This window comes from Natrialba sp. INN-245, assembly GCF_009807105.1.
GTDB classification, from domain to species: Archaea; Halobacteriota; Halobacteria; order Halobacteriales; family Natrialbaceae; genus Natrarchaeobius; species Natrarchaeobius swarupiae.
This window is the reverse complement of the sequence record NZ_WUBV01000017.1, coordinates 196,887-214,429: the sequence shown is the minus strand read 5'-3', so window position 1 is coordinate 214,429 and position 17,543 is coordinate 196,887. Positions and strand designations below refer to the sequence as shown.

At 64.9% G+C, this 17,543-nt stretch carries 16 protein-coding genes; 14 read left to right on the top strand and 2 right to left on the bottom strand.

Features of this window, described 5'->3' with window-relative positions:
* Window positions 1–36 precede the first annotated feature (36 nt).
* The gene (locus GRS80_RS05845) at window positions 37–507 is read left to right on the top strand and encodes an MGMT family protein (protein ID WP_160046742.1); all 471 of its coding nucleotides are present in this window, start codon (window positions 37–39) and stop codon (window positions 505–507) included.
* A gap of 97 nt (window positions 508–604) precedes the next feature.
* On the opposite strand, the gene GRS80_RS05840 is transcribed toward GRS80_RS05845, so the two are convergent.
* Together GRS80_RS05840 and GRS80_RS05835 are read right to left on the bottom strand one after the other, a co-directional pair.
* Window positions 605–1,513: a phosphatase PAP2 family protein gene (locus tag GRS80_RS05840; RefSeq protein WP_160046741.1), complete on the bottom strand. Its 909-nt coding sequence runs from the start codon at window positions 1,511–1,513 to the stop codon at window positions 605–607.
* Window positions 1,513–3,297, bottom strand: a complete 1,785-nt coding sequence (locus tag GRS80_RS05835; RefSeq protein ID WP_160046740.1) for an ABC transporter substrate-binding protein — start codon at window positions 3,295–3,297, stop codon at window positions 1,513–1,515. Before GRS80_RS05835 ends, GRS80_RS05840 begins: the two co-directional genes overlap by 1 nt.
* Before the next feature lie 243 nt (window positions 3,298–3,540).
* Between GRS80_RS05835 and GRS80_RS05830 the strand changes: the two genes are divergently transcribed.
* From GRS80_RS05830 to GRS80_RS05770, 13 genes are all read left to right on the top strand, one after another.
* Complete coding sequence (locus tag GRS80_RS05830; protein ID WP_160046739.1) at window positions 3,541–3,819, top strand: ribonuclease P protein component 4; 279 nt, start codon at window positions 3,541–3,543, stop codon at window positions 3,817–3,819.
* 84 nt (window positions 3,820–3,903) lie between these two features.
* Window positions 3,904–4,152: a YhbY family RNA-binding protein gene (locus GRS80_RS05825; RefSeq protein WP_160046738.1), complete on the top strand. Its 249-nt coding sequence runs from the start codon at window positions 3,904–3,906 to the stop codon at window positions 4,150–4,152.
* Window positions 4,149–5,069: a mechanosensitive ion channel family protein gene (locus GRS80_RS05820; protein WP_160046737.1), complete on the top strand. Its 921-nt coding sequence runs from the start codon at window positions 4,149–4,151 to the stop codon at window positions 5,067–5,069. The genes GRS80_RS05825 and GRS80_RS05820 overlap by 4 nt, the downstream gene beginning before the upstream one ends.
* 61 nt (window positions 5,070–5,130) lie before the next feature.
* Window positions 5,131–5,361 carry a hypothetical protein gene (locus GRS80_RS05815; protein ID WP_160046736.1) on the top strand — a complete coding sequence of 77 codons (231 nt, stop codon included), beginning with the start codon at window positions 5,131–5,133 and terminating at the stop codon, window positions 5,359–5,361.
* Window positions 5,358–6,206, top strand: a complete 849-nt coding sequence (locus tag GRS80_RS05810; protein WP_343161467.1) for a 3-keto-5-aminohexanoate cleavage protein — start codon at window positions 5,358–5,360, stop codon at window positions 6,204–6,206. The genes GRS80_RS05815 and GRS80_RS05810 overlap by 4 nt, the downstream gene beginning before the upstream one ends.
* A 267-nt stretch (window positions 6,207–6,473) precedes the next feature.
* Window positions 6,474–8,234: a histidine kinase N-terminal 7TM domain-containing protein gene (locus GRS80_RS05805; protein WP_160046735.1), complete on the top strand. Its 1,761-nt coding sequence runs from the start codon at window positions 6,474–6,476 to the stop codon at window positions 8,232–8,234.
* A gap of 88 nt (window positions 8,235–8,322) precedes the next feature.
* Window positions 8,323–9,696: a sulfatase gene (locus GRS80_RS05800; protein ID WP_160046734.1), complete on the top strand. Its 1,374-nt coding sequence runs from the start codon at window positions 8,323–8,325 to the stop codon at window positions 9,694–9,696.
* Between the two features lie 126 nt (window positions 9,697–9,822).
* Window positions 9,823–10,755, top strand: coding sequence for a hypothetical protein (locus GRS80_RS05795; RefSeq protein WP_160046733.1), 933 nt, complete (start codon window positions 9,823–9,825; stop codon window positions 10,753–10,755).
* A 137-nt stretch (window positions 10,756–10,892) separates the two neighbouring features.
* A complete protein-coding gene (locus GRS80_RS05790) occupies window positions 10,893–12,578 on the top strand; it encodes an alkaline phosphatase family protein (RefSeq protein ID WP_160046732.1) in 1,686 nt (561 codons plus the stop codon).
* On the top strand, window positions 12,578–14,098 hold the full coding sequence (locus GRS80_RS05785) for a flippase (RefSeq protein WP_160046731.1): 1,521 nt from the start codon (window positions 12,578–12,580) through the stop codon (window positions 14,096–14,098). The genes GRS80_RS05790 and GRS80_RS05785 overlap by 1 nt, the downstream gene beginning before the upstream one ends.
* Before the next feature lie 147 nt (window positions 14,099–14,245).
* Complete coding sequence (locus tag GRS80_RS05780; protein ID WP_149079947.1) at window positions 14,246–15,214, top strand: sugar phosphate nucleotidyltransferase; 969 nt, start codon at window positions 14,246–14,248, stop codon at window positions 15,212–15,214.
* The gene (locus tag GRS80_RS05775) at window positions 15,211–16,173 is read left to right on the top strand and encodes an NAD-dependent epimerase/dehydratase family protein (RefSeq protein WP_160046730.1); all 963 of its coding nucleotides are present in this window, start codon (window positions 15,211–15,213) and stop codon (window positions 16,171–16,173) included. Before GRS80_RS05780 ends, GRS80_RS05775 begins: the two co-directional genes overlap by 4 nt.
* A 184-nt stretch (window positions 16,174–16,357) precedes the next feature.
* Window positions 16,358–17,467, top strand: a complete 1,110-nt coding sequence (locus tag GRS80_RS05770; RefSeq protein ID WP_160046729.1) for a glycosyltransferase family 4 protein — start codon at window positions 16,358–16,360, stop codon at window positions 17,465–17,467.
* Window positions 17,468–17,543 lie beyond the last annotated feature (76 nt).

Here is a 17,543-nt window from a genome sequence, read left to right as displayed (position 1 = left end):
GCGAATATTCAAGTCCCATCCGGCTAGGTACTATCTATGGACGACGCCGACGCCGGAATCTACGCGCGAGAATCGTCGTACTTAGACCGGTACGTACAGGTCGGTGCGGCGAGTGGGCGAGTCATCAGCGTCTCGTTCCCCGAGACCCCGGACGAGGAGGCCGTAGACGACGATCACCCGGTTCTCGAGTGCATCTTCGAGTATCTCGACGGGCTCGAGCCCGTCACGTTCGAGGACGTACAGGTCGGACTCACGGTTCCGACCGACCAGCGTGCGGTTCTGGAACAGGTACAGGGAATCCCGTACGGCGACCAGGTCACCGTCGAGAGCCTCGTCCGCATGACGCCGGGCCTCGATCCCGACGACGAGGACGACGTCATTCTCGTCAGAACGGCACTGGCCGAGAATCCGACGCCGCTGTTGATCCCGGACCACCGCATCCGCGACGGGCCGAGTGCCGCACCGCCCCAGGTCGAGCAGAAGTTCCGGTCGCTCGAGGAACTGTAGTCGACGCTCGGGAGCGTCGAGACGCGGCTCGAGGTGTCCGCCACCGTTTGCAGAGACGGAATCGCCGCCGTTTACGGCGGCCGTGGGTGACCCGGAGCTACTCTCTATTGTGTGCGCTGTGGCTCCCGGAGCGATCACTCGAGTGAGCCTCCTGCGGGGCGTTGTCGTCTCCCGTGTCGGAGACGGCCGGAACACGCCCGTTCAGGCGCTCCGAGAGCGACCACCGTCCGACGAACTGACCGGCGAGCGCGACGCTTGCGTGGGCGAGTGCGATTCCAGCGAGAACGTCGATCAACCAGTGGATGCCCAGATACATCGTCGAGACGGCGACGGAGACGGCGAGGACGGTCGCGACGACGAACCACTTCGGATACACCGTCCGCGTCCGGTAGGCGAGAAACGCAACCGTCGCCGCGAGCGAGGTGTGCAACGAGGGGAAGACGTTCGTGTTCCGGTTGACCTGTCGAGTCAGGTGTTGATACTGTGGATACGTATCGTACAACAGTGCGTCGACGAGTTCGGGCATCAGGTTTCGCGGTCCGTACGCGATCACGAAGACGTAAAGCACCAGTCCGAGCGTGTAGTTCAACGTGTACGCCGTCAGGAGCTCGCGCAGCGGCCGCGTATTCGAGAGTGCGAAGTACGCCAGTACCGGAAAGACGAGCAAGAAGACGTAGCCGTAGATGTAGACGAACGAGAAGTACGCCGTCAGCGTCGGCGTCGCCTGGGACTGGAGCCAGATGATGAACTGTCCCTCGAGGTCGTAGATCGGCCACGTCAGGTTCCAGCCGATCATCCACGACAGCTCCGGGACGAGGTGTCTCGCGACGCTGTTTCCGAGCAAGACGACCGCGAGAACGACGGCGATCGGGGCGGCCGCTCGAACGCGGCTTCGCCACTCCGTGCGTGTATCGCGAAGGCGATATCGGCCAACGAAGACCGCGAGCGAGACGAGCGTCAACAGGGCGACGACCGCGACCAGCTGCGTGAGCACGCGCATCAACATCAGCGTCTCACCCGGAGGTGGTCGCCGTCGTGTTGGAAGCCGGCCTCCTCGAACGCCGCCGCAGCAGCCGAGACACCCACCTCGCCGTCGGTTCCCAAAAACGGCGTTTCGGGGTCCGCGCCGTCCCACGCGAGCGATTCGGGAGTCCACTCTGCCGTGACCGGCACCGCGGTCGGTCGCGCGTAGCCGTCGAAGACGTCCTCGACCAGCCACGCCTTGTCGATCAGCCCCGCAACGACTCGTCGAAACCGCGGATTACTGAACGGCGCTTTGCGTGCGTTGAACCCGAGGTGGTAGAACCGCCGCGACGGGGACTCGAGCACGCCGACGTCTTCGGGAGTCGTCTCGAGTACGTCGTCGACGACGTAGCTCTCGAGTGGGCGGTTCGTGACGTCCGCGTCGTTTCCGTTGATTACTTCGATCGCTGACGCGCTGCGCGGATCGATCGCGATCCGGAGACGTTCGACGGTCGGTTCGGGCAGCGAGACGCTCGCCCGACGCGTGAAGTGCTCGTCGAAGCGCTCGAACGAGACGTGATCGCGTTCCTCAACGTCGACGAACGCGTACGGACCGCTGCCGATCGGTGGGACGTTGCCCGTCACGAGCGCCTCCGTCGTTCCGGCCGCGACACGAACCCCGCTGGCAGTCGCCGGTTCCGACCGGGGCCGCCAGACGTGTTCCGGGAGGATCGGGACGGTCAGTGCGCGTTCGGCCGCGGGTTCGCCAACCCCGAACGAGAACTCGAGACGACCGTCGTCGACCACGTCGATCTCGTCGACCGCCGCGACGCGACCGCGAAACAGGGGAGCGGGAGCCGGAACGTCAGTCTCGCCGAGGGTCGTATCCGCGAGGAACTGATAGGTGAACGCGACGTCCTCGGCGGTGAGCCGTTCACCGTCGTGAAACGCCACGTCCTCGCGGAGCTCGACGGACATCGTTCCGTCGGTCCACGTCCAGTCGTCGGCCAGCCAGCCCGTGATTCTGCCCTCGCTTGGCACCGCAACGGCGAGAGAGTCGTAGACCAGTTCGGTAATCGTCCCAGCGTCCCGGTACTCCACCGACAGCGGGTTGAGATTCTCCGAGAGTCGGGCGTCGGTGTGGACGAGTCGAAGGCTCTCGATCCCCTCCTCTGTCGGCTCGAGTCCGAGGTAGGCAAGCGCCGTCGGCGCGAGGTCGGCGTCCCAGCCGTCGAACCGGTCCGTCCGCGCGAGCCGATACTCCTGGGGCACACAGATCGGAACGAACGGCTGTTCGGCGGCAAACGCCTCGAGCGTCGTCACCACGGCCGCTTCGCGGTCCTCGCCGTCGGCGGACCGTTGGGCCTCGAGGAGGTCGTCGAACGCGAGGTTCGCGAATCCGAACGGATTCTGCCACCCGGCTTCGTCGACGTACTGGGAGTGGAGACTCTCGTAGAGGTAGTCCGGATCGCCGCCAGGGTGGTTGGCGACGTAGACGTCGAAATCGTGGTTGACCAGGACCGTCCGCAGGAACTCCTCTTGGGCTTTTATCTCGATCGAGACGTCCATCCCGGCGGCCTCGAGCGATTCGCGGATGGCGCGTGTAAGCTGGATACTCTCTCTGTCGCTGTCGGCCGGGACGGTCGCGATCGAGACCGAGAGCTGGCCGACGCCGTCGCGGTTGACGGTGCTGCGAAACTGGCGAATGCAACCGCTGACTGCGACGGTCGCGCCAGCTGTCCCCGCGAGCATCGCGCGGCGGCTGAGGGCGCTATCCGATCCGCTGGGGGCTGTATCCGAACCGCTATGTCGAGGCGTTCCGGTCATCCGGTGTCGGTGAACGGTCGCGAGTGGTCGTATTACAGTATTTCGCCGACGGGCTACCGTCGTCCACTGGAGGATGACGAGTCACGGTCGTATACAACTGACCCGTCTATAACAGTATTTCCGTACCACGCACGTCCGAGGTCTCGTGATTCCTGGCACGGTGTGGGCTGACCCTCGCTGCAATTCGACCGGAGTCGACTACGCGAGCGTAACACCAATACGTCGACCGACGAAAGGGACCGCATGGACGTCGCGGCCGAACGGATCGACCGGCTCCACGACCTCGCTCGAGCGGCCGCTGCGGACGGGGAGGACGACCGGGCTCGGTACTACGTTCGGCTCGCACGCCGCGTCGCCGAGCGAAATCGGCTTGAACTCCCACGGACGTTTCGACGGTTCACCTGTGACTCGTGTGATGCCTACCTGCGACCGGGAACGAACGCCCGCATCAGGCTTCAGGACGGACACGTCGTCGTCACCTGCGACTGTGGTGCCCACGCACGGTATCCGTACGATGGTTGAGGAGAATCGTCGCGACGGTGGACGACAGCCCGCGAGATACCGATTCGAGAAGATTCAAATCATTCGGTACCCTCAACCGGTGGTATGGACCGAGAAGAACGCAAGCGACGCGCACACGACCTCGACGTAACGGTCTGGGTGGGGAAAAGCGGGATCGAATCGGTCGTCGACGAACTCGACGATCAGCTTTCGGATCGCGATCTCGTGAAGGTAAAACTCCTTCGCGCGGCCAGAGCCGGCGACTCTACGGAGGAGAAAGCGACCGATCTGGCCGACCGGGTCGACGCGGAACTGGTCGAAACGAGAGGACATACGGCAGTGTTCTACCGATGACCGGCGGCGTGTTCCCGGGACAGGCCGATCCACCGTCGGACATCGGGGTCGTGGGCGAACTCCTTGAGCGCGTACTCGGTGACGCGACCGTCGCAGCGGCGCTCGAGCGGGTTCTCCTGTTCGTCCTGGCGTTTCTCGTCGTCTACCTTCTCGGTCGTCTCGTCGTGCTTCCGGTGCTCGGGAGAGCGTTCGACAGGCGCGACCTCGATCGCCACGCACGCAGGCCGCTGATAAAGATCGCGAAGTTCGGAATCGTCTTCGTGGCGCTCGCCGCGGCGTTCGGTGCAGCGGATTTCGGGAACTTCCTCGTCTCGCTCGCCGGTATCGCCGCTGCGGGTGCGCTCGCGGTCGGCTTGGCGATGCAAAACGTCATCAGGAACTTCGTCGCGGGCGTGTTCATCTACACGGATCGGCCGTTCCAGCTCGGTGACTGGATAGAGTGGGAGGATCACGAGGGCGTCGTCGAAGATATCAGCCTCCGCGTAACACGGGTTCGAACGTTCGACAACGAACTACTGACAGTCCCCAACTCGGCGCTCACCGAAACCGTCCTGAAGAACCCGGTCGACGCCGAGAAACTCCGCCTCAAGTTTGTCTTCGGGATCGGCTACGACGACGACATCGATCAGGCAACCGACATCATCGTCGAAGAAGCCAACGCCCACCCGGAGATCCTCGAGGATCCGGAGCCGTCCGTGCGACTGACCGAACTCGGCGACTCCGACGTCGGACTCCAGTCTCGGTTCTGGATCGGAAACCCCTCGCGTGGGGAGTTCGTCCGAATCAAAGGCGAGTACGTCACCGCAGTGAAAGAGCGCTTCGACGAGGAAGGCATCGACATTCCCTATCCGGTCCGCACGCTCGAGGGCGGAGCCGCACTCGAGGACCGGGTCGCCCCGCCGTCGATATCGGAGTAGCTACCCGATCCGACCGTCTTCTCTAGCGAACCGTTAACACACCACCCGACGTACGCGAGGTATGGCCTGTCCGTATCTCGCGTATCGAACGCAGGCTGGCGACGCACAGTTCGACGAGGCTCGGGCGTACTGTACGGCGGCCGATCGGTTCGTCCAGGCGATGCGCGCCGACATCTGTAACGATCGGTACGGACTCGCACACGACGAGCACTGCGAGATATACCTCGGCTGCGCGGACAAGGGCGGTGGCGGAGCCGACGAACGACGTGATCGGTCTGGAGGGAACCCGTGAGCTACGAGGCGTTCCTCGCGGACGAGCCGGTGATCGTCACTGCGGCGTTGACCGGCGGCGTCCACGGCAAGGAGGCGAACCCGAACCTGCCCGAGACGCCCGAAGAGATCGGCCAGGCGGCGGCCGCGGTCGAGGACGCCGGCGCGTCGGTCGTCCACCTTCACGCTCGGCGACCGAACGGCGAGCGGTCGTTCGAAACCGACCGATTTCAGGAGATAGACGACGCCGTGGGACGTTACGCCGACGACGTGATCGTCCAGCACTCGACGGGCGGGACTGGAGCGCCGGCGGACGTCCGACACCTTCCGTTACGAACGGATCCACCGCCGGAGATGGCCTCGCTCGACATGGGGCCGCTCAACCGCTACGATCACTTGACCAGTGAGAACAGCCGCGCGCTGATCGACTCGCTCCACGCGGAGATGGTCGACCGGGGGATCAAACCCGAACTCGAGGTGTTCAACGACGGCCACCTGAACGAACTGTACGGGCTGTGCGAGCGTCGTGACCTGGCCGACCCAGTCTACGCGACGCTCATCTTCGGCCCCGGAACGCTCAGTAGACCGAGACCGCGAAACCTCCTGAACGCGATCGATTCGTTGCCGGGCGATGCGGCGTTCAACACGATCGGGTTCGGTCGTCACCAGCTTCCGTTCGCGACGATGGGGATCCTCTTCGGCGGGCACGTCCGCGTCGGCCTCGAGGACAACGTCTACTACCGCCGCGGGGAACTCGCCGAGAGCAACGCACAGCTCGTCGAGCGAGTGGTTCGGGTCGCCCGCGAACTCGGACGGGAGGTCGCGTCGCCGTCGCAGGCTCGAGACCTCCTCGGACTCCGAGAATGACTCGACCCACACTGCACTGTTCGACTCCTTGCTCGTCGCGTGCCTCGATCGACAGACAAGAATCTTCGATGTCCGTGATCTCGAAGCGGTGAGGCCTTCGATGCGACGCAAACGCCTCGCATTTGCGAGCGAGCGGCGAAGCTGCGTCGGTACGTCGTCGCGAAACGGAGTTCCGCGAGATGACGAGACGACGGAGGTGTCTCGAACCACTCGATCCCCGGGCGGTTCACGAACAGTTATTGTCCAGTACCACTGACAATCCGACCGATGAGCCTGGGTGTCTCCGGAGTCGGACTTGCCTATCTCGGCACCGGGCTCGGAATTCTCGCGTTCGCATACAAACCGTTCGTCCGTCCGGATACGCCCGGGAGCAAGGCGTTCGCCGTCACCGTTTTCGGCTGTGCGCTGTGGCCGATCAGCCTGGGTTTTGGCATCCTGATCGGCGGCGAGACGGTTTCCGCACTCGCCTGGAGCGGACGGCTCGTCGCGCCGACCGTGCTCTCGGTCGGCTGGTTCGTCCTCGCGTTGCGAATCGGCAACGGTCGGACGCCGCCCCGGTGGTTGATCGGCGCGCTCGCGGGATACGTCGCCGTCGAACTGCTCTTGCTCGCGACGAACCCCGTTCACTCGCTCGCATTCGATCCGGCGGCGGTCACCGCGAGCGAGGGGATGGGGTCGGATCGAAACGGCTGGTTCTGGATCCAGGCGGCCGCGAACTACACACTCATGACGACCGCGACGTCGCTTCTCGCCGTCGAAGCGATTCGATCCGTCGGCCTTCGCCGCCGACAGAGCGCGCTCCTGGCCAGTGCCGTCGTTCCCGCCGCAATCGCGAACGTGGCTACGATCGGCGACGTCGTCACGATCGGTCACGACCTGACCCCGTTCGGCCTCGTCGGGAGCGCGGCGATCATGTCCATCGCGCTCTACCGGGCGGAGTTTCTCGACGTCGTCCCCATCGCCCGACAGACCGCCCTCGAGGAGTTACCCCACGCGGTCGTCATCCTCGACGGAGAGGGGCGCGTCGCCGACTACAACGGGATCGCCAGCCGGTACTTCGACGCCGGAGACGGTGCCGGCGAGACCGCTCGAGCGTTCTTCGCGAACGTCCCAGAGGAGGCGGTGGCGGCCCTCGAGACCGGCACGGCTGGCCACGTTCAGTTCGCCCTGCAGACCGGCGACGGTGAGCGTCACTTCGAGTGTACCTCATCGAGCGTCGATCGTCGTGACGAACACACCGGCCGAGTGATCGTCCTCCGGGACGTCACCGAGCGGATCCGACGCGAACGACAGCTGCTCGAGCAAAACGAGACGCTGTCGGAGTTCGCCGACGTCGTCTCCCACGATATCCAGGGACCGCTCATGGAGATCCGCGGCTCCGCGGGCAGGGCCGTCCGAACGGGCGAGACCACTTACGCCGAGGACGTTCTCGATGCGGCCGATAGAATGGACAACCTCGTCGAGGGGCTTCTCGATCTCGCTCGAACGGGGCGGCGAATCGACGATCCGTCGGCGGTTTCGCTCGAGGCGGTCGCCGAGCGCGCCTGGCGGAGCGTCTGGGCACCCGACGTCGACCTCCGCCTTGAGGGAGCGTCGACGGTTGAAGCCGATCCCGACCGCCTCCAGCAACTGCTCGAGAACTGCATCCGAAACGCGGCCGAACACGGGCGAGCGGACGACGGCCGGACGAACCGGGGGCCGGAACTGGCAACCGATCGAGCGGCCACGTCCATCTCGAGCGGAGAGGTGCTCGTCGGTCGACCCGACGAACCGACGTCGGTGACGATCCGGACGATTCCGGGCGGGTTCGCCGTCGACGACGACGGGCCGGGCGTTCCGCCCGACCGACGGGACCGGGTGTTCGATCGGGGATACACGTCCGCGGAAAACGGAACCGGTCTCGGCCTCGCGATCGTCGACCAGATCGCGACTGCCCACGGCTGGTCGGCCCACGTCGAGGAGTCCCCGGAGGGCGGCGCTCGGTTCGCGTTCACGGGCGTCACCGTTCTCGAGGAGTTCGAGGAGTGAGACCGACACTCACCCGCTGTACCGATCCACTCGAGGATGGAGGGGTTAGCCGGGCGGTAACAAAGTCAGTATTCTCGAAGGTACAGGTATGTCGAACAGTCCGGACGTTCTGTTTCTGGTACTGGATTCGCTCCGCAAAGATCGCGTCTCGACGTACGACCACGACAGGGAGACGACGCCCACCCTCTCGACGCTGGCGACGTACGCGACGACCTACGAGAACGCGTTCACGCCAGCGCCGTGGACGCTTCCCTCCCACGCCTCGATGTTCACGGGGTCGTTTCCCTCCGAACACGGGGTAACTAACGGCTTCTCCGATAGGATGAGCCGGCTCGATCCCTCGCGGTCGACGCTCGCCGAGGAACTCGCAGCGGCCGGGTATCGAACCGCCGGCTTCTCGAACAACCCGTGGGTCGGCCAACTGTCGGGACTCGACCGCGGCTTCGAGGAGTTCGTCGAGTGGGACCTCGAGATCTCTTCGTCGACCGACGACGGCATCCACACCCGACGCGACCGACGTCACTCGCGGTTTCACTCGGCGCTCGGGAAGGCGGCTCGACAGCCGGCGTTCCTGTTGAAACGACGCTTCTTCACGGACAGCCTGGTCGATCGGACGAAACGCTGGCTCGCCCGCCGTGCCGACGACGACGAACCGACGTTTACGTTTCTCAACCTGATGGAGGCCCACAGCCCCTACTTCCCGCCGAAGCAGGCGTTTGCGGATCTCGGACTCGAGGTGCCGAACCCGATCGAACCGCGCGTTCTCAATACGAAACTGCTCGCGTACGTGATGGGGAGGACGGATCTCGATCCGGATACTCGAGAGCGAGTGATGGAGTACTACGACGCGAGCGCGCGCTACCAGGACTCGAAGGTCGAGGAGCTGTTTGGATTGCTCCAGACGGAGGGGCTGTTCGACGAGACGCTCGTGATCGTCTGTGCCGACCACGGCAAGACCCTCGGGGACTACCCGCGGGACGAACACCCGCCCCACTACCTCCGGGATATCAACCTCAACGTGCCGCTGTGGATCAAACGGCCCAGACAGCGCGAGGGTGAGCGGATCGGGGAGCCGTTCGAACTCGTCTCGCTGTTCGACGTCGTTCGCGACGGCGGTCCGCCGGCGGGGACCTACACCCGCGAGACGGCGATCGCCGAGGACTTCGTCCCACACGCCGGCCGAACGACGCCCGACGAGATCACCCGGTGGTGCGTCGCCGCCGACCGCGAGTACAAGTACGTCCGAAGCGATTCTGGCGAGGAACACCTCTACGATCGGTCGGCCGACGCCAGGCAGTCCAGACCCGATCCCGGTCGACTCGAGTCGTATGGGGAGTCACTCTCCGAACGGGTCCGACGGTTCGGATCCGAGCGGTCCGACGCGACCGACGACGGGTCGGCGACCGACCGCGAGATCGACGCGGACGTCGAAGCGCAGCTCAAGGATCTCGGCTACATGTGACGGCGTCGCGATCGAACGGTAGGCCCGTCGATCGACTGATAGCCGCCGTTGACTGTCTCGATCAGGTGACTGTTATCTCACCTACACAGGTATTAACAATGGACCGAGCGACGCGATCATCGATCGATGTACTCGCCCGCACAACTCGAACGCGGTCTCCGACGTGGGCTCTCCGATCCATCGGTTTTTGCTCGAGAACTCAATCGGCTCTACCACCGACGGCTGTACCGTCGGGAGTACAACACGGATGGGATCGATCTCCTCGCGGAAGACTGGGACACCGTGCTCGTGCTCGACGCCTGTCGGTTCGACATGTTCGAGCAACAGCACGACCTTCCGGGGCGCCTCGAGCGCCGGCGGTCGCGGTCCTCTCATACGACCGAGTTCCTCCGGGCGAACTTCGACGGCCGGACGGCGACGGACACGGTCTACGTCACCGCGAGTCCCCAGTTGTATCGGTGGAGCGACGAGATTGACGTCGAGTTTCACGATGTGATCAACGTCTGGTTCGAGGCAGGGTGGGACGAGACCCACGGCACGGTGATGCCGAAAACGATGGCCGAGTACGTTCGCGAGGCGGTCGAACGGTACCCCAAAAAGCGGATCGTCGGTCACTTCCTCCAGCCTCACTACCCCTTCGTCGGGGCGGACGACCTGAACACGACGGCGTTCGGAAACGGCGAGAACGCCCCGGACGTCTGGAACGCGCTCCGAACCGGTGATCTCGACGCGTCGCCCGAGGAGGTGTGGGCAGCCTACCGAGAGAATCTCGAGCTCGTTCTGCCCGTCGTTCGGTCGCTGCTCGAGGAGATCGAGGGTCGAACCGTCGTCACCTCGGATCACGGAAACATGATCGGCGAGCGTGGCTTTCCGTTCCCGACGCGAGAGTGGGGACATCCACCCGGGATCTACACCGACGAACTGATCGAGGTTCCCTGGCTCGTCTCCGAGAACGGGCCGCGACGAGACGTCGTCAGTGGGACGATCGAGTCGGCCGACGACCGGATCGCCGACGAGGTCGTCGAGGATCGGCTTCGCCAGCTGGGGTACGCCGACTGAAAGGGTCCCTCGGGACTTCCGGGCGGTCGTTTCTCCGTTCGTCCGCGTTCGCGCTCGGCGAAACGGGTAAGCGGGGGATAACAATGGCCGTCATCGGGGAGGAATCGCTAGGACTGTCGGTTTCAGGTGACTGTTCAATGGATACGGATACCTCCCACACCGTTATTATCGGACTCGACGCACTGTCGTTCGACTATCTCGACCGGTTCGACACCCCCAACATGCAGTCGATCCGTAAGGAGGGCGTCGAGACCGAACTCGAGTCGACGTTTCCGCCCTGGACGGGAAGCGCGTGGCCCTCGATCTACACCGGCGTCGATCCGGCACACCACGGCGTCTACTCCTTTTTCGACTTCCATGAGACGTATCCGGACGACGCGACGGTGATCTCACGAGAGAACGTTCGCACACCGGCGATCTGGAACTACCTCACCGCCAGAGACGTCCCCGCGGCCGTCCTCAACGTGCCGGTTACACACCCCGCCGACTCGATCCGCGGATCGCTCATCCCCGGCTACCTCGCCCCGGAATCCGTCGAGGGGTCGCCTGCCGGGATCAGAGACGACCTCGCGGACGAACTCGGCGAACCCTACCGGATCTACGGCGAGAACGAGGCCGACGGCGATCCGTCGGTCGACGACCTGGTTTCGCTGATCGACCACCGTCGCCGCGCCGCTCGAGCGCTCCTCGAACTCACCGACTGGGAGTTCGCGTTCCTCCAGGTCCAGAAGACCGACACCGTCTTCCACACCTTCGACGACGAGGATGCGTTTCGTCGCGCCTACGAGGCGGCCGACGAGTTCGTCGGAACGGTTCTCGAGACGGTTCCCGACGACACGAACGTGATCGTCTGTTCGGATCACGGCATCGGCCGGACCGACGGCTACAACATCTACGTCAACGAGGTGCTCCGCCGCGAGGGGTTCGTCGAAACCTGTTCGGACGGACGAACGCCGACGCTCGGCGAGAGCAAGGGCGAACTCGGCGGCGACGAGACGGGCGGCGGAGACGCCGGAAGCGACGAAGATGGAGAGAGCGTTCCGGTGCGGATGGTCTCGACGGCCGAGTCCGCCCTCCGGGCCGTCGGGATGTCGGCAGGCGACGCCTACCGGCTGGTCCAGCGCGTCGGGGCCGATGCCGTCGTCGAACGACTCCTGCCGAAAGGAACCCAGGCCGCACTCGGCGAGAACGTCGACTGGCGGCGGTCGATGGCCTACTGTCGGAGCGGCCCGGAACTCGGCGTCAGGATCAACCTCGAGGGACGCGACGAGGAGGGCGTCGTCCCCCCCGAGGAGTACGAGCAGGTTCGCAACGAGATCGTCCGGGTTCTCGAGGGGCTCCGGACACCCGACGGCGAGCCGGCGTTCGAGTGGGTCGAGCCGCGGGAGGCGGTCTACGACGGGCCCTACGCCGAGGAAGCCTGTGACGTGTTGTTCATGCCGACGGCGATGAACAGCCTCGTGGCGACGAGCCTCCTCGGATCCGCGTTCGTTCCGATCGACAAACACAACCACAAGCGGACGGGCGTCTTCCTCGGTGCTGGCCCGGGCTTCGCCGACGTCGACGCCGCCGAACTCGGCTCGCTCTCGCTTCCGGACGTCGCACCGATCGCGATGACGTTGCTCGATCAGCCCGTTCCGAAACGGATGGGCGGCCGCGTTCCCTCCGGCCTCCTCGTGGACGAGTCAGTTTTCGAGGAGTACGGCCCCCTCGAGGACGACGGCACGTACGGCGGAGAACGTGACGGCGGTCGCGGTGCGGGAGACGAGCCGGCCGAGGACGGGGACGTGGTCGACCGACTCGAGAACCTCGGCTACCTCTGATGGTGGACGAAGGCGACGTCTCGAAGCTCCTCTCGAGTGCGGTGCTCATCGGCGCCGGACAGGTGTTTTACTCGGCGTCACAGCTGATCGAGCGCGTCGTCGTCGCCAGATTGCTGACGACCGACGCCTACGGGGAGGTGAGCATCGGGCTGGCGATACTGACGTTCGTGACGACGATCGGACTGGTCGGGTTGAGAGACGGCGTTCCGCGCTTCATGTCCCGATACGACGACGACGCGAACGAACGCGGCGCTCTGGTCGCGGGACTCGTTATCGCGAGCGTCGTGACGATTGCCCTCACGATCGTCCTGCTGTTCGCCTCCGGCCTAGTTTCGAACCTTCTGTTCGATCGCGCTGACTCGGAGCTGCTGGTTGCCCTGTTCGTGCTCTGTATCCCCTTTACCGTCGGACTCGAACTCGCCGTCGCGGGCATTCGGGGGCGCGAGAACACGCTGTATCGAACCTACACGCGGGACCTGCTCTACCCGACCGCCAGATTGCTCTTTCTCGTCGGCTTTCTCCTCGCGGGCTTTGGCATCCACGCTGCGGCGATGGCGTACCTCGTCGGTGCGGTCCTCTCCTGTCTCCTCGCCTGTCTCCTCCTGAACCGACTCCTGCCATTGGTCGGCACGTACCGTCTTCACGTCCGCGAGCTGCTCGTCTTCTCCGCGCCGCTCGTGTTCGCGACGGTGCTCTCGAACATGCTCACCCGAACCGACACGCTGATGCTCGGCTACTTTCGCTCCTCACACGAGGTTGGCCTCTACAGCTCGGCGTACCCGCTCGCCAGCGGCATGTTGCTCGTCCTCTCCTCGTTCGGCTTTCTGTATCTGCCGCTTGCGTCTCGGCTCGACGCCGACGACGAGCGCGCCGAGGTCGAATCGATCTACGAGCTGACGACGAAGTGGATCTTCATCATCACGTTCCCGCTGTTTCTCACGTTCGTCGTCTTCCCCGGTGACGTCCTCACCATCGTCTTCGGAGCGGATTACCGCGAGGCAGGACTGGCGCTTTCGATCCTCGCGATCGGCTTCTTCACGAGCGCGACGTTCGGGCGCAACCGCGAGACGCTCTCGGCGCTTGGCTTTACAACCGCGATCATGGCCGCGAACGGAGTGGCGTTCGGCATCAACATCGCGTTGAACCTGCTCCTCATTCCGCGCTACGGCTTCATGGGGGCCGCCGTAACGTCCATGCTCTCGTTCGTGGCGCTCAACCTGACCGTCTACGCAGTGTTGAAGCTGAAATACGGCGTCACTCCATTCTCCCGGTGGTCCAGGCGGACGTTCCTCGTCCTTCCTGCCGTGATGTTCCCGATCGCGTTCGCCCTGCGCGGCGTGATCTCATTGACCGTATTTACCTTCCCAGTCTTCCTCGTCATCGTCGGCCTCTGTTCGGTCGCGGTCGTCTCCGTCACCGGCTGTCTCCAGCCCGAGGATCGCATTCCCATCTCGCTGCTCGAGCAGCGACTCGACGTCACGATTCCGTTCGTTCGGCGTTACCTACCCGACGTGAGCTGACGGTTCACCGGCCCAACGAACGAGCTACCGATCCGTTCGGCGGTCCGTTCTCGTGGCGAACGACCTGCTCTCGGCGACAGCCGACGGATAGAATTCGTTACCAGACTCATAACAATGGCTGAACGTGGGGGCGATTCGAGCAGGGATATGAAAGCAATCGTCCTCGCTGGCGGCTACGCGACGCGGCTGTGGCCGATCACGAGACATCGGCCGAAGATGTTCCTTCCGATCGGCGATGCGACGGTCATCGATCGAATCTTCACCGAACTCGAGGCAGACGACCGGATCTCCGAGGTGTTCGTGAGCACGAATCGACGCTTCGCCGATCACTTCCGCGAACACCTCTCCGGGAGTCGATACGAGAAGCCGACGCTCACTGTCGAGGAGACGACCGCGGAGACGGAGAAACTCGGCGTCGTCGGCGCGCTGGCCCAGCTCGTCGAGCGGGAGGGAATCGACGAGGATACCGTCGTGATCGCCGGCGACAACCTGCTGAGCTTCGACGTCTCGGAGTTCGTCGACGCCTTCCGGAGCGCAGCGAGTCCGATGATCGCGACCTACGACGTCGGCTCCGTCGATCGTGCGAGTTCCTACGGCGTCGTCGACGTGGCCGACGGCGAGGTGGTCGACTTCGCAGAGAAGCCCACGAATCCGACGAGTTCGCTCGTCTCGATCGCCTGCTACGGCTTTCCCGCCGAGACGCTTCCGTCGCTCTCGACGTACCTCGAGGAGGGGAACAACCCCGACGAGCCGGGCTGGTTCGTCCAGTGGCTCTTAGAGCGCGAGTCGATCCGGGCGTTTCCGTTCGAGGAGGCCTGGTTCGACATCGGTACGCCGGAGTGTTACCTCGACGCGGTCGCCTGGCACCTACAGGGGGAGACCCGGGTCGCCGAGAGTGCGACCGTCGAGCGGACGACGCTCGGAGAGAACGTCCACGTGATGGCCGGCGCGGAGGTGACGGATTCGCACCTCTCGAGATCGGTCATCTTCCCGGACGCCACGATCCAGGATTGTGAGGTGCGTTCGTCGATCATCGACCGGAAGACCGCCCTCGACGGACTCGAGTTCAACGGTGCCCTCGTCGGCGCTCACACGCGGATCGTCAACGGAGAATGAACGGGTTAGCGCACCTCTCCGGGAAGCGGATCGTGGTGACCGGTGGCGCCGGATTCGTCGGCTCGCACCTCACAGAGCGGCTGGTCGAACGCACCGAGGTGGTTGTCGCAGACGACCTCTCGAACGGCCGCCGGGAGTGGGTTCCTGACGGGGCAACGTTCGTCCACACGGACCTCACCGACCCAGAGGACGCCGCGGACGTGATTACGGCCGACACCGACGTCGTCTGCCACCTCGCGGCGAGCAAGTCAGTCGACACCGACCGGCCACGCGAGCAGTTCGAATCGAACGCCGCGATGACACACAACGTCCTCGAGCGAATGCGCGCGGTCGACGTCGCCGAGATCCTCTTTACGTCGTCGTCGACCGTCTACGGCGAGGCTCCTCGGCCGACGCCGGAAGATTACGCGCCGCTCGAGCCGATCAGCGCCTACGGCGCGAGCAAACTCGCCGACGAGGCCCTGCTCTCGGTGTACGCGAACTCCCACGATCTGACCGCACGCATCGTCCGGTTCGCGAACGTGGTGGGCCCACGGCTTCGGGGGGCCGTGATCCCCGATTTCATCGAGAAGCTGCAGGCGGATCCCGACTCGCTTCGCATCCTCGGCGACGGCCGCCAGGAGAAGTCCTACCTCCACGTCGACGACTGCGTCGACGCCATGATTCACGTCCTCGCAGCGGCCGACGGCCCGGTGGCGACGTTCAACCTCGGCACGCGGACGACGACCTCCGTCACGCGGATCGCCGACGTCGTCAGCGAGACGATGGGTCTCGAGCCGGAGTACGAGTACACCGGCGGCGACCGCGGCTGGACGGGTGACGTCCCGAAGATGCGCCTCTCGATCGAGAAACTCGCGGCGCTCGGCTGGGAGCCCGAACGCTCGAGCGAGGCCGCGGTCGAGGCGGCGACCGAACAGTTGCTTGCGGAGATGCCGGTACGGACGAAACCATCCCACTAGTCGGACGGGACGGGCGACTGCCACCTCGAGCGCCGGTAACGACCGCCTGTCGTCCGCTCGGACCGGTGACTGCGCTACGGCGGCGGTGAGAGGTGTACGACCGCGCCGTGACGACCAGTCAACCACGACGTGAGCGCGGGACAGTCGTGGCATAACAAACACGCCGAACCGCGTCGAGTCGGCTATGACAGCAGAGTCTCCACGAGTTCTCATCGTGGGAACCTACGGCGGCGGGGGCGTTCACCAGTACGTCGAGGAACAACACCGGCGGCTGAGCGATCGGCTGTCGGTCTCGAGTTACGACATGCGGATGCCGCCGGCGGGAAGCGGTGCGACCTGGTTCGTCTACTCGGTGTTACTCGGTCTGTGGGCGGCGATCCTGTTTCCGTTCAGGCGACGGCCGGATATCGTCCACGTGCACACCTCCCACCGCTTCTCGTTCTACCGGTCGTCGTTGTACGTGCTGTTCGCCGCGTACGTCTGGAACCGGCCCGTCGTGGTCCACGTCCACGGCTCGTCGTTCGACGAGTTCGTCGCGACCGAATCGAGAGCCCTCGCGTGGTACCAGTCGGTCGTCTTCGACGCGAGCGATCGGGTGGTCGTCCTCTCGCCGTACTGGCGAGACGTCGTCGCCACCCGCACGGACGAGGAGTCGATTCACGTCCTCCCGAACGCCGTCGAACCGTCGTCGTACGATCCGGAGTTCGGCGCCGATCCGCCGCGGCTGGTGTTCGTCTCGAACATGATCGACCGGAAGGGCGTCGCGGAACTCGTCGAGGCGGTCGACCGCCTCGCCACGAGTACCGACCGCCCATTCGAGGCGGAGTTCGCCGGCAAGGGGCCGCTCTCGTCGTCGGTCGAGGAACTCGCCGCGAAACACGAGAACGTCACCTACCACGGCTACGTCTCCGAGCAGCGAAAGCGCGAGCTGTTGAGCGAGGGCTCGATCTACGTCCTCCCGACGTACGCGGAGGGGCTTCCGATCGCGATGCTCGAGGGGATGGCCGGCGGGAACGCCGTCGTCTCGACGTCCGTCGGGAGCATTCCGGAGGTTATCGGCGACGAGAACGGAATCCTGATCGAGCCGGGTGACGCCGACGAACTTCACGACGCCCTCGAGACGTTGGTCACCTCCCCGGAACGGGTCGAAGGGATGGGACGCCAGAACAGACGGCAAACCGAGCAGCGGTACTCCTGGGAGGAGATCACCGACGAACTCCTCGAGATCTACGGCCGAGAGGTGCCGGCGCTCGAGGGCCGTGGGGCCAGCAGTTCCCCGGATGCCGTCGTCTGACGCCTCGAACACCGTCCGCGCTGTCGGTTGAATCTTCGGAAGCGGTCGTCGTCTGACTCTTCGGACGTTGCCGTCG